This window comes from Sphingobium sp. FW305-3-2-15-F-TSA7 (genome assembly GCF_058787155.1).
The window spans coordinates 46,769-58,004 of record NZ_JBYSZM010000020.1 but is presented as its reverse complement, the minus strand read 5'-3'; the positions used below and the strand labels follow the sequence as shown (position 1 = coordinate 58,004).

General features: G+C 63.9%; 10 protein-coding genes. 6 read left to right on the top strand and 4 right to left on the bottom strand.

Features of this window, described 5'->3' with window-relative positions; all coding sequences use genetic code 11:
- The first annotated feature begins 94 nt into the window (after positions 1 to 94).
- Positions 95 to 1,636, top strand: a complete 1,542-nt coding sequence (bchE, locus tag AC3WN8_RS16610) for a magnesium-protoporphyrin IX monomethyl ester anaerobic oxidative cyclase (RefSeq protein ID WP_492670569.1) — start codon at positions 95 to 97, stop codon at positions 1,634 to 1,636.
- Here the strand turns inward: bchE and AC3WN8_RS16605 are convergent.
- Both AC3WN8_RS16605 and AC3WN8_RS16600 read right to left on the bottom strand, forming a co-directional pair.
- The gene (locus tag AC3WN8_RS16605) at positions 1,624 to 2,091 is read right to left on the bottom strand and encodes an SRPBCC family protein (protein ID WP_492670568.1); all 468 of its coding nucleotides are present in this window, start codon (positions 2,089 to 2,091) and stop codon (positions 1,624 to 1,626) included. The genes bchE and AC3WN8_RS16605 overlap by 13 nt on opposite strands.
- Entirely contained in the window at positions 2,084 to 2,785 is a 702-nt protein-coding gene (locus tag AC3WN8_RS16600; protein WP_492670567.1) for a DUF899 family protein, read from the bottom strand. The genes AC3WN8_RS16605 and AC3WN8_RS16600 overlap by 8 nt, the downstream gene beginning before the upstream one ends.
- Before the next feature lie 244 nt (positions 2,786 to 3,029).
- Here AC3WN8_RS16600 and AC3WN8_RS16595 point away from each other — a divergent pair, with 244 nt between their 5' ends.
- The 5 genes from AC3WN8_RS16595 (at position 3,030) to AC3WN8_RS16575 (ending at position 9,930) form a co-directional block, all read left to right on the top strand.
- Positions 3,030 to 3,938: a hypothetical protein gene (locus AC3WN8_RS16595; RefSeq protein ID WP_492670566.1), complete on the top strand. Its 909-nt coding sequence runs from the start codon at positions 3,030 to 3,032 to the stop codon at positions 3,936 to 3,938.
- Between the two features lie 85 nt (positions 3,939 to 4,023).
- Entirely contained in the window at positions 4,024 to 5,319 is a 1,296-nt protein-coding gene (locus AC3WN8_RS16590) for an O-acetylhomoserine aminocarboxypropyltransferase/cysteine synthase family protein (RefSeq protein ID WP_492670565.1), read from the top strand.
- Between the two features lie 437 nt (positions 5,320 to 5,756).
- Positions 5,757 to 8,465 carry a TonB-dependent receptor domain-containing protein gene (locus tag AC3WN8_RS16585; RefSeq protein WP_492670564.1) on the top strand — a complete coding sequence of 903 codons (2,709 nt, stop codon included), beginning with the start codon at positions 5,757 to 5,759 and terminating at the stop codon, positions 8,463 to 8,465.
- Positions 8,466 to 8,479: 14 nt separating this feature from the next.
- Positions 8,480 to 9,196 carry a PepSY domain-containing protein gene (locus tag AC3WN8_RS16580; protein WP_492670563.1) on the top strand — a complete coding sequence of 239 codons (717 nt, stop codon included), beginning with the start codon at positions 8,480 to 8,482 and terminating at the stop codon, positions 9,194 to 9,196.
- A complete protein-coding gene (locus tag AC3WN8_RS16575; protein WP_492670562.1) occupies positions 9,193 to 9,930 on the top strand; it encodes a PepSY domain-containing protein in 738 nt (245 codons plus the stop codon). Before AC3WN8_RS16580 ends, AC3WN8_RS16575 begins: the two co-directional genes overlap by 4 nt.
- A 6-nt stretch (positions 9,931 to 9,936) precedes the next feature.
- On the opposite strand, the gene hutC is transcribed toward AC3WN8_RS16575, so the two are convergent.
- Positions 9,937 to 10,671, bottom strand: a complete 735-nt coding sequence (gene hutC / locus AC3WN8_RS16570) for a histidine utilization transcriptional repressor HutC (RefSeq protein ID WP_492670561.1) — start codon at positions 10,669 to 10,671, stop codon at positions 9,937 to 9,939.
- Positions 10,672 to 10,774: 103 nt separating this feature from the next.
- Entirely contained in the window at positions 10,775 to 11,233 is a 459-nt protein-coding gene (locus AC3WN8_RS16565; protein WP_492670560.1) for a DUF411 domain-containing protein, read from the bottom strand.
- Between the last annotated feature and the right edge of the window lie 3 nt (positions 11,234 to 11,236).

Below are 11,236 nucleotides of genomic sequence, written 5' to 3'. Positions count from 1 at the left end.
GTGCCCGCACCTGCACGATCTTTCCACATCCCGCACATCACCGCTCGACCTTGCCCTGTCATTCCCGTCGCGTCGCGGCTGAGGGAGATCGGTAATGCGTATCGTGCTGGTCAATGTTCCCCATCCCGCGATCGGTAGCCGTATTCCGCGCGAGCAGCTTCCTCCTCTGGGCTTGCTGAGCGTGGGCGGGCCGCTCATCGACGATGGTCATTGCGTGACATTGATCGACGGTGAGTTCGGCCCCATGCCGATCGCGGACCTGGCAATGGCGGTCACGCGGCTCGCGCCCGATGCCGTATTGTTCGGCCATTCGGGTTCGTCATCCGGCCATCCCGTCATCGCGCGGGTCGCGGCGATGGTGGCCCGGGCGCTGCCCGCGGCGCGCATCGTCTATGGCGGCGTTCATCCGACCTATTTCTGGCGAGAGGTGCTGCGCGACGAACCCTATGTCCATGCCGTGGTCCGCGGCGAGGGGGAGGAGACGGCGCGCCGGCTGATGCATGCGCTGGAACATGGTAAGCCGCTGGACACAATTCCCGGTATCGCCTTTCGCCACGACGGCATGCCCGTCGCGACCCCGGCCGCGCCCGTGATCACCGATCTCGACGCCTATCGGGTCGGCTGGGAACTGATCGACCATGCGCGCTACAGCTATTGGGGCGGCAAGCGCGCCGTCGTCATCCAGTTCTCACGTGGTTGCCCGCATCTGTGCACCTATTGTGGTCAGCGCGGCTTCTGGACGCGCTGGCGCCACCGCGGTCCCGTGAAGCTGGCCGCGGAGGTCGCATATCTGCACCGTGTCCACGGCGTCGAGGTGTTCAATTTCGCCGATGAGAATCCCAGCGCTGGCCGCAAGCCGTGGCGGGCCTTTCTCGAAGCGCTGATCGCCGAGGATATCAGCGTGACGCTGGTCGGCTCGACGCGTGCCGACGATATCGTCCGCGATGCCGATATCCTGCATCTGTATAAGAAGGCGGGGTTCGAGCGTTTCCTGCTCGGCATGGAGAATACCGACGAAGCGACGCTGAAGCTGATCAGGAAGGGCGGTACTACCACCGCCGATCGAGAGGCGATCCGCCTGCTCCGCCAGTACAATATCCTGTCGATGGCGACCTGGGTCGCCGGGTTCGGCGACCAGACCGACGCCGATCTGTGGCGCGGGCTGCGCCAGCTCATCTCCTATGATCCGGACCAGATCCAGGCGCTTTACGTAACGCCGCATCGCTGGACGCCCTATTACCGTCACGCAAAGGACCGTCGCGTCGTCCAGCCCGATCGCACCCGCTGGGACTATAAGCATCAGGTGCTGGCGATGGAGCGGATGCCGCCATGGCGTCTGTTCCTGTGGGTGAAGGCGATCGAGGCGATCGCCCAGCTCCGCCCGCGTTCGTTGCGCCGCTGGATATGGAATCCCGATCCGAAGATCCGTCACGCGATCCGGTGGTATTACCGGATGGGTCGGCGCGTCTGGCTCCACGAGATCATTGGTTTCCTGTTCCGCGACGCCCGCAGCGACGATGGCCGCACCGTCGAGGATCATTTCGGCGAGACCCAGGACCATGAAGAGGAGGCGTCATCGATCCCCCGGCGTCCGCGCCCTGCATCAGCGGTCAGCGCGCCGCTTCACTCGACATAGGCGGTCAGATTGTCGAGCGTCGAGCTCATCCCCGCCTGATGATCCTCGGGGCTGATGCCATCGGGCACATTCTCGCAGGCGATGGCGACTTCGGTGCCGCCGGGCACCGGGGTCAGGCTGGTCGTGATCTTCATCGTGCCCGAAAAGGCGGGATCGTCGGAATCGAAGGTGACCAGTTCGACGACGCGCTTGTTCGGCACCAGTTCCGTGAACCGCCCGTCGACGGTGTCGGCATCTTCCGAGCTCTTGCCGTGCGCCGATCCGGGATCGTCATAGGTCAGCGTCATGCGATAGGTGCCGCCTTCGCGCGCGTCGAAGCTGTCGAACCTGCCCGTCATGCCCGCCGGCGGGCGCCAGGCCATCAGCGCGACTGGATCGACAAGCGCGCGCCAGATCGTCTCCGGCGCTGCGCGGATGACGCGCGATGCCCGGTCGATCCGCTGCGGATCAGTCATAGCCGAGCTTCGGATACCAGTTGGTGCCGCGTCCTTCGGGCGTCGTGTCGAGCAAGGTCCAGAGCGGATCGGGATCAGGCGCGCCGCGCGGATCCTGCCCCGGATCGGCCATGCCGCCGCCGATCTCGCCGCTCCAGAAATGGCGGATCGTGCCGTCGCGCCGCGTGAAGACGGTATAGCCGGGCATATCGGCATCCTCGGCGCTGACATAAGCGCGCGTGAAATCGCCGTCTCCGTCCGAATAGACTTTGAGCTGGCGCCAGCCGCGCGCCTCTTTGGCTTCGATCAGCCGTTCGATCGGCGAGCGCGCGACCATCGCCAGCGCCACGCGCTGCTCGATATCGGGAACCTTGCCTTCCCATGACGCCATCAACGACGTGCACATCGGGCAGGGGCGTTCGCGCTGCGGCCCGAACATATAGCTGTAGACCACCAGCGTATCCTTGTCCCCGAACAGCGCGCTCAACGTCACCGGGCCTTGCTCGCCGACGAAGCGATAATCCTTGGGTAGCTTGCCGCCGGCAGGAAGCCGTCGCCGCTGTTCGGCGACGCGCTCGATATGGCGGCGCAGCTCGATCTCCTCGGCGAGCAGCGCATTGCGCGCCGCGCGATATTCGACGCTTTCGTTGGGAAATTGCGCCGGGTTGCGCGCTGCCAGCTCTCTGGCCGGGATCAGGGAAGGTTCTGCCGACATCATCCGCTCCTACGGCTCATTCTGATAATGGTTGATATCAACGTGATTTTTCGCTGTCAAAGTACGGCACCGATCTTTCGATGATCGGGTGCCTTTCCCCGCAATGGATCGAGAATGGAGATTGTTCCGTTTGAGATCGCCGCAAGGGATTGTTTATCGGTCGCTGTCATCCCTTGCGTCCGGTTGCGATTGCCGGGGGTCGGTAGCTGGCAGAGCCGGTGGGGAGCGCGTTGTGATTTTCGGAATGGGGTTTGGGGCACCGTCGATATTGGCTGTGCTCGGTTTCGTCGTGACTGTGCTCGGCGGCCTGGCGGCGCTCTATCTCAAGGACGCGATCGACGTTCGTGTGGCCGGACCGAGGGTATCGCGCCATGCATTGGAGGAGGTCCGGAACCGTTATCGAACCTCGATCTTTCTCGCTGCCCAGGAACTGGGCGATCGTCTTTACAGCCTGTCGCGCGACGACAGGGGCCCGGCCGAAAGGCTGGCAGGATATGAATTGCTCAGGGCGGATTTCGTCCGCGAGCCGCAGGCCGCGACTGGCCCGCATCATCATCAATATCGCTTCGCCAGCAGCATCTATCGCTTCTGCGCGCTTTTCGGCTGGCTGGAACTTTATCGGCGCGATCTGGCGGCGATCGGCGTGCATTCGCCGGACGGCGACGGCCCATTGGAAAGTTGCCTCGGAAATATCCGCGACGCGATCTCGGGCGGCGCGATCAACCAGCATCGTCTTGCGGAGGATTGGCGCGATTGCGTGATCCGGCGTGAGGAATTGCAGGCGATCGGCCATCGCATGATGGCGCATGGCGCCGATCTCGACCTGGTCGACTTCGGCAGTTTCTTCGATATCTTGCGCAGCGATCCGGACGGTAGGGGCGATGGGCGCTGGTTCATCCAGGCCGCCGGCCTTTTCGACATGCTCGGCCGCCGGCAGGATTTCAGGCTGGTCCGGATGAAGATGCTCGTCATATTCCTGACCGACCTGATGGAATTGCTGCAGCCGGGGCGCATCGATCGTCGGCATATCCGCACCGCGCTCGATTATCTCGGCACGATGGACGGTCTGGCGGGCGGTCCGGGATGGCGATCGGGCGACGGTCGGGTGGCGGATGTCGAGACGCGCCTGCTTGGGTCTGTCGGGGTCGCCTGATCATCGTTCACGCTTTGGCGTTCCGCCTCTGGCGCTCCGTCGAATCTCCCATTAACCCGGAGCGATCAAAGAAGGAGAATGGCTGGTGGCTGCTGGAAATTATCGCCCCGAAACGCTCGCCCTGCACGCCGGCTGGCGCGCCGATCCGACGACGGGCGCGGTGGCGCCGCCGATCTTCCAGACGACATCCTATCAGTTCCAGAGCGCCGAACATGCCGCGAACCTGTTCGCCCTCAAGGAACTCGGCAATATCTATACGCGTATCGGCAATCCGACCACCGACATCCTGGAGCAGCGCATCGCGGCGCTCGAGGGTGGCGCCGCGGCGCTGGCGGTCGCTTCGGGGCAGGCGGCATCCGCCTATGCGATCCAGAATCTGGCGCGCGCCGGCGACAATATTGTCAGCGGCACCGATCTGTACGGCGGCACCTATAATCTCTTCGCCAACACGCTGCGCGACATGGGGATCGAGGTCCGCTTCGTCGATCCCGCCGATCCAGAGGCCTTTGCCCGCGCCACCGACGATCGCACGCGCGCCTTTTACGTCGAGACCCTGCCCAATCCCAAGCTGGTCGTCTGCCCGATCGCGGAGATCGCGGCGGTCGGCCGACCGCTGGGTATCCCGCTGATCGTCGATAACACCGCAGCCCCCTTGCTGGCTCGGCCGCTCGACCATGGCGCCGCGATCATCGTCTATTCGACCACCAAATATATCGGCGGCCACGGCACCTCGATCGGCGGCATGATCGTCGATGGCGGCAATTTCGACTGGGAAGCCTTTCCCGAACGCCAGCCGCTGCTCAACACCCCCGATCCCAGCTATCACGGCGCGGTCTGGGCACAGGCGGCCAAACCGCTTGGGCCGATCGCCTATATATTGCGCGCGCGCACAGTCCTGCTGCGCGATCTTGGCGCCGCATTGTCGCCGCTCAGTGCCTTTCAATTGATCCAGGGCGTCGAGACCCTGCCGCTGCGCATGCCGCGCCACTGCGAAAACGCGCTGAAGGTGGTCGAATTCCTGTCCGCGCGGCCGGACGTGACGCGGGTGATCCATCCGTCGCTCCAGACCGGCACCCAGCGCGAGCGCGCCGATCGCTATCTGACCGGCGGGCTCGGCGGGCTTCTCGGGTTCGAGCTGGCGGGCGGTTCGGCGGCGGGCAGCCGGTTCATCGATGCGCTGAAACTCTTCTACCATGTCGCCAATATCGGCGATGCCCGCAGCCTGGCAATCCATCCGGCATCGACCACCCATTCGCAGCTCTCGGCCGAAGACCAGATCGCGACCGGCGTTTCGCCCGGCTATGTCCGCCTGTCGATCGGGCTTGAGCATATCGACGATATTCTCGAGGACCTCGCGCAGGCGCTCGACGCGGCCGGCTAGGGTCTGATCACACCACCCATCCTGTCATTCCCGCGAAAGCGGGAATCCCGCTTCTTCTTCTTTCTGATGCTTCACGGAAAAGCTGGATTCCCGCGTTCGCGGGAATGACAGGATGAGTTAGCCTAGCTGGATCGGACGTCAGTTGCCGATCGGCATCGGATGACAGCACTGAGTCCGAGTCGTTTCACGCGCTCGGTTCGTCTTCGGTCGCGCCCGTTTTCGGGCGGGGTTGGGCCGTTGCGCGCCCAATTCTTCGCCGGTGCGGAAATTTCCACCGAAATTGAGGGGTACCGGCTTTGCCTGCGTATTGATGGTACCGGTTGCGACTTCTGGATGTGAATATAACTATTTGAATTAAAACGAAGAATCTATATTGACCTGTATATACAACCAGTGCTCTCTGCCGGAAATCACAATGGGAAACAGGGGGCTTTGATATGAAGACGAGAACGACGCTGCTTGTCGGAGCGGCATTGGTCATCGGGATTTCCACGCCGGTCTTTGCGCAATCCGATCAGGCGGCGGCCGATACGGCAGCTGACGGCGCGCAAGCGCAGGGCACCGATATCATCGTCACCGGATCGCGCATCCGCCGTCCCGATCTTGCCGGGGTCGGTCCCGCCACCGTCGTTTCAGCGGAGCAGATCGAGAATACCGGCGTCACCAATATCGAGACGGTGCTTCAGCGGCTTCCCGCCAATGCGGGCTTCGCGGGCAACCAGACCTCGGCCTATTGGACGGGCAACGGCTATGGCACGGCGCAGGTCAATCTGCGCGGCCTCGGGATCAAGCGCACCCTGGTGCTGCTCAACGGCCGTCGTCTCGTCGCGGGTGGAACCGGCGCGAACTCGTCGCCCGACCTGAACATGATCCCGGTCGTCGCGCTCGCACGTACCGATGTGCTCAAGGACGGCGCATCGGCGATCTACGGCGCGGATGCGATGGCCGGTGTGGTCAATCTGGTGACGCGCACCGACTATGAAGGGCTTGGCGTCAATGCGCGCTACGGCATCAGCGAGCGTGGCGACGGTTCGGATTTCACGGCCGATCTGATCTGGGGCATCCGCAACGACCGTGGCGGCTTCATGGCGGCGGTCACCTATCAGAAGACGAGCGCGGTCAACATGGCGAGCCGCGCGCCGTGCTCGCTGGCGGAAACGACGCCGGGCAAGCTGTCATGCGTGAACAGCGCGTCCACAGTCGGTGGCCGTGCCGTGCTGCCCAATGGCCAGCAGATCAATTTCAATCAGGTGCCGGGCGGAAACGGCAATTTCTTCGAGCCTTACAGCGCGGCCAAGCATAATTTCAATTCGGCGCCGTTCCTGAACGCGGTCAGCCCGGTCGAGCGCGTCAGCACCGCATTCTTCGCCGATTACGACCTCAACGACAATATCGAGGCGTTCGGCGAATTCCTCTACACCTACCGCAAATCCAACCAGATCGCGACGCCGGGGACGCTGCGCAATCTGTCGATCTCGGCAAGCAATCCCACCAATCCGACGGGGCAGAACATCGTCCTGATCCAGCGCCGGCTTGCCGAGCCCGGTCCGCGCCAGTTCTTCCAGGAAACCGATACCTGGCAGGGCACGTTCGGCCTGCGCGGCAAATTCTCCAACGACTGGTCGTGGGAAGTGGCGGGTAGCTTCGGCCGCAACACCGCGGTCGACGGATCGACCAATGTCGCGAACCTCGAACGCGTCGCAAATTCGCTCGACACGAGCAAATGCAGCCTGGCCGCCGGCGCCGCAATCCCGTGCGGCGATTATCTCGGTTTCGGCGACCTGACCCCACAGGTGCTCGACTATATCCTGTTCACCTCGCGCGATCGCGGCGGCAACGAACTGGCGACGGTCACTGCCGACCTGACAGGCAGCCTGTTCGATCTTCCCGCCGGCGCGGTCTCATTCGCGACCGGCGCGGTCTATCGCAAGGAAAAGGGCTGGCGCGATCCCGATCCGCTGACCGTGCTCGGCGTCGCCAACACCAACCAGCAGGATCCGATTTCGGGCTCGAGCACCGCCAAGGAAGCATATCTCGAACTCTCGGTGCCGGTGCTGGCGAACCAGCCCTTCTTCAAGGCGCTGACGCTGGACGGCGCGGTGCGCTATTCGAACTACGACCTGTTCGGCGGCGACTGGAATTACAAGCTGAGCGCGGACTGGATGATCGACGACGGTTTCCGGCTGCGCGGCACCTATGGCACCGGCTTCCGCATTCCCAACGTGCCCGAATTGTTCGGCGGCGTATCCGAAGGCAATCTGACGACGACCGATCCGTGCAGCCGCTATTCGACGAGCGGCAATGCGACGCTGATCGCGAACTGCCGGGCATCCGGGGTTCCCGCCAATTATGTCCAGCTCGGCACGACGATCCTGACGACCGCTGGCGGTAACCAGAATCTGAAGCCGGAAAGCTCGACCACCTGGACGATCGGCGCGGTGATCCAGCCGAAGAATCTGGTGCCGGGCCTGTCGCTGACCGCAGACTGGTTCGATATCGACATCAAGGATGCGATCCGGGCGATCCCGGGATCGACCAAGCTCGCCGTCTGTTATGCCAGCACCAATCTCTCGAGCGAATTCTGCGACGATTTCACGCGCAGCCCGCTGACCGGCGAAGTGACCTATCTATCCGCGCAACCGATCAATACCGGACGTGAACGGATGAACGGCCTCGATCTCGGCCTGGTCTACAACCGTACGATCGGCGACGTCGCGATCTCGCTCGACCTCAATGCGACCTGGCTCAACAAATATGAGGTGCTGCCGTTCCCGGGCGGCAATTTGATCCCGTTCGACGGCCATATCGGCGGCGGCAATGGCGGCTATCCGAAATGGCGCGGTTATGGCGTGCTGACGGCGGAGAAGGACGGCATCAGCGCGACCTGGTCGACCCAATGGATAGGCAAGGCGACCGATTTCAACGCGGCGCCAAAGGATATCGGTTACAAGACACCGAACGTCTTTTACCACAATATCCAGCTGGCGTTCGAAATCGACGAGAAGACGCGTTTCCAGATCGGCGCGGACAATCTGTTCGACAGGAAGGCGCCCTATATCAAGAGCTTCACCGATGCGAACACCGATACCATGACCTACGACCTGCTCGGGCGCCGATTCTATGTCGGTTTCCGGACCGCGTTCTGAACGGGGCGGGCATCGTGGCAGGGATACGCTGGCCGCTCGTCGTAAGGCGCACGCACAAATGGATCGCCTTGTTCGTCGGCATCCAGGTCGTGCTGTGGACGCTGACCGGCTTTTACATGGTCGTCGTCCATATCGACACGATCCATGGCGATCATCTGGTGCGGGCGCCGGCCGGCCGCACCTATGATCTGGCCGCGCTCGTGCCGCCGTCGCGGATCGCGGCGGAGGTGCCCGGCACGTCGGAAGTCCGCCTGCAGCAACTGCTCGGCCGCACGGTCTGGCGGGCCCAGACCCCGGACGGACCGGCGCTTTACGACGCGGGCAATGGCGAGCGGCTGGCGCCGCTCGACGAACAGGCGATCCGCGAACAGGCGCGGCGGATCTATACCGGCAGCGGCGAGATCGTCTCGGTCAGGCTGCTGACCGAGGCCCCGCGCGAGATGCAGGCGCGCAAGCCGCCCTATTGGCAGGTCGAGTTCGCGGGCTGGAACCGGCCGACTCTGTATCTGGCTCCGGCGACGGGCGAACTCATCTCGCGCCGGCATATGCTGTGGCGGGTCTTCGATTTCGCCTGGATGCTCCACATCATGGACTATCGGGACCGTACCGACGTCAACAATCCGCTCCTTCGGGTCGCAACCTGGAGCGCGTTCGCAATGGCGCTGAGCGGTGCCTGGCTGCTGCTCTGGTCGTTCTCCGGTCGCCGGAAAAAGAAGAAGGCCGCGGCATGAAACGCATTCGCTTCTCTCCCCTGTTCTTCCGCCGCATCCACAAATGGGTGGGGCTGATCCTCGGCCTGCAATTCTGCCTATGGGCGTTGAGCGGTGCTGTGATGGCGCTGCTCGATAAGGACGCGGTCGGCGGGCACGATATGGGAATGGCGCATGTCCACCCGCTGCCCGCCGATGCCGCATTGATCGCGCCGTCGCAGATCGCGGGTATCGGGGCCGTGTCCGGCGTCACGCTGCGCGATCTGGGGGGGCGTCCGGTCTATGAGCTGCGCACGGCGAACGGTATCCGGCTGGCCGACGCCGTCGACGGCACGCCGGTGAAGGTCGATGCCGGCCTGGCCCGGACCGTCGCGACGATGATGAACGACGCGCCCGTCCGCAGCGTCGAAGTGCTGGCGAAGCCCAATCTGGAGGCGCGCGATCATGCCGGGCCGATGTGGCGGGTCAATTTCGCCGATGCGGCCAGCAGCAGCGCCTATGTCTCGGCGGAGACGGGCCGGTTCCTGGTGATGCGCGGCGATACCTGGCGGACCTGGGACTTTTTCTGGATGCTCCACAATATGGATTATGTCGGGCGGAAAAGCTTCAATCACCCGCTGATCATCTTCGTCGCCTTCGGCACGCTCTGGCTGTCCGGCACGGGTTTCTATCTGTTGTTCAAGAGCTTCAGCCGCACCGATTTCCGCTGGCTGCGGCGGCGCAAGCCTCGCGTGAAACCGGTGCCGGCAGAGTAGGGCGACCTATTCGTTGGGGACGACGAAGGACGCGGACAGTTCGAAGCGGCTGCCGGGATGAGTGAGCCAGGCATAGGAAACCAGGCGACTGCGGCTCCATGTCTGGCGCGTCAGCAGCAGCACGGGTTCGCCTTCGTTCAATCCCAGCAGGCTGCGGGTGCGCGCATCGGGCATGGTCGCCTGCACGCGATGCGCCACCCGTTCCAGCGGCGCGATCCGCGTCAGATATTCGTTCGGTGTCGTCCGCGTGAAGTCCGTGTCGCCATAATCGGGCGCCATCGACGCCAGCACGATGCGTTCCTCGAGCTGGATCGGAAATTCCGCTTCATGATGGACGATGATCGAGCGGAACAGGCGTGTACCGATCGGCACGTTGAGCAGCGCGGCGGTTTCCTGCGTCGCCTTTTCCGCGTCGTTCCCGATCACCCGCGCGCGATAGTCATGGCCACGCGCGCGGATCTCGTCGGCGATGTTGCGGATCTCGATCATATGCCCGATCGGCCTGGGTTCGGCGACGAACGACCCGATGCCTGCGCGCCGCACGAGCACGCCCGCGGCCTGGAGTTCGCGCAGCGCCCGGTTCGCGGTCATGCGCGATACGCCGAATTGCGAGACCAGTTCGGCTTCGGACGCGACCCGGTCGCCGGGCTTGAGCGTCCCGTCGCGGATCGCGCCGGTCAGGAACTGCTTGATCGCGGCGTAGCGGGGGGATGAAACGGACGCTGGCTCGACGCTCTTCATCGCCTGTCTATACAAGTCGAACTCGATTCGACAAATCGCGAGGCGGGCGGCGCGATTCCTTGCCTTGTCATTCCCGCGCACGTGGGAATGAAGGGAAAATGCCTCAGCGGCGCTTCCCGTCATTGTGCCGGGCATAGACACTGCGGCCACCGGGGCCGAAGGCGATGACGTCATAAGCCTCGGGGCGAATGCCGGCCACTTCCATGCCCGGCGATCCCATCGGCATGCCGGGCACCGCCAGGCCGATGACGCCCTTGGGGCGCTGCGCCAGCACCCGCTTCATATCGGCGATCGGCACATGGCCCTCGAACACCATGCCGTCGACAATGGCAGTGTGGCAGGACGACAGCGATTGCGGCACGCCGCGTTTGGCCTGGAATGCCGCGCGTTGCTGATCGTCGATAACGGCGACCCGCCGGCCGAATTGCTGGCGGACCTGCGCCGCCCATTTCTCGCAGCAGCCGCAGCCTGGATCGCGGTGCATCGCGATGTCGCCGGCCGCGATCGCGGCGGCTGGTGCGGCCAGCATCAGCAGGGCGGCCAGAAGTCCCGATTTCCTCATGTC

Coding starts and splice junctions, on each gene's coding strand:
- AC3WN8_RS16565 (WP_492670560.1), bottom strand. CDS start 11,233: ATGAGGAAATCGGGACTTCTGGCCGCCCTGCTGATGCTGGCCGCACCA.
- hutC (WP_492670561.1), bottom strand. CDS start 10,671: ATGAAGAGCGTCGAGCCAGCGTCCGTTTCATCCCCCCGCTACGCCGCG.
- AC3WN8_RS16575 (WP_492670562.1), top strand. CDS start 9,193: ATGAAACGCATTCGCTTCTCTCCCCTGTTCTTCCGCCGCATCCACAAA.
- AC3WN8_RS16600 (WP_492670567.1), bottom strand. CDS start 2,785: ATGTCGGCAGAACCTTCCCTGATCCCGGCCAGAGAGCTGGCAGCGCGC.
- AC3WN8_RS16605 (WP_492670568.1), bottom strand. CDS start 2,091: ATGACTGATCCGCAGCGGATCGACCGGGCATCGCGCGTCATCCGCGCA.
- AC3WN8_RS16585 (WP_492670564.1), top strand. CDS start 5,757: ATGAAGACGAGAACGACGCTGCTTGTCGGAGCGGCATTGGTCATCGGG.
- bchE (WP_492670569.1), top strand. CDS start 95: ATGCGTATCGTGCTGGTCAATGTTCCCCATCCCGCGATCGGTAGCCGT.
- AC3WN8_RS16595 (WP_492670566.1), top strand. CDS start 3,030: ATGGGGTTTGGGGCACCGTCGATATTGGCTGTGCTCGGTTTCGTCGTG.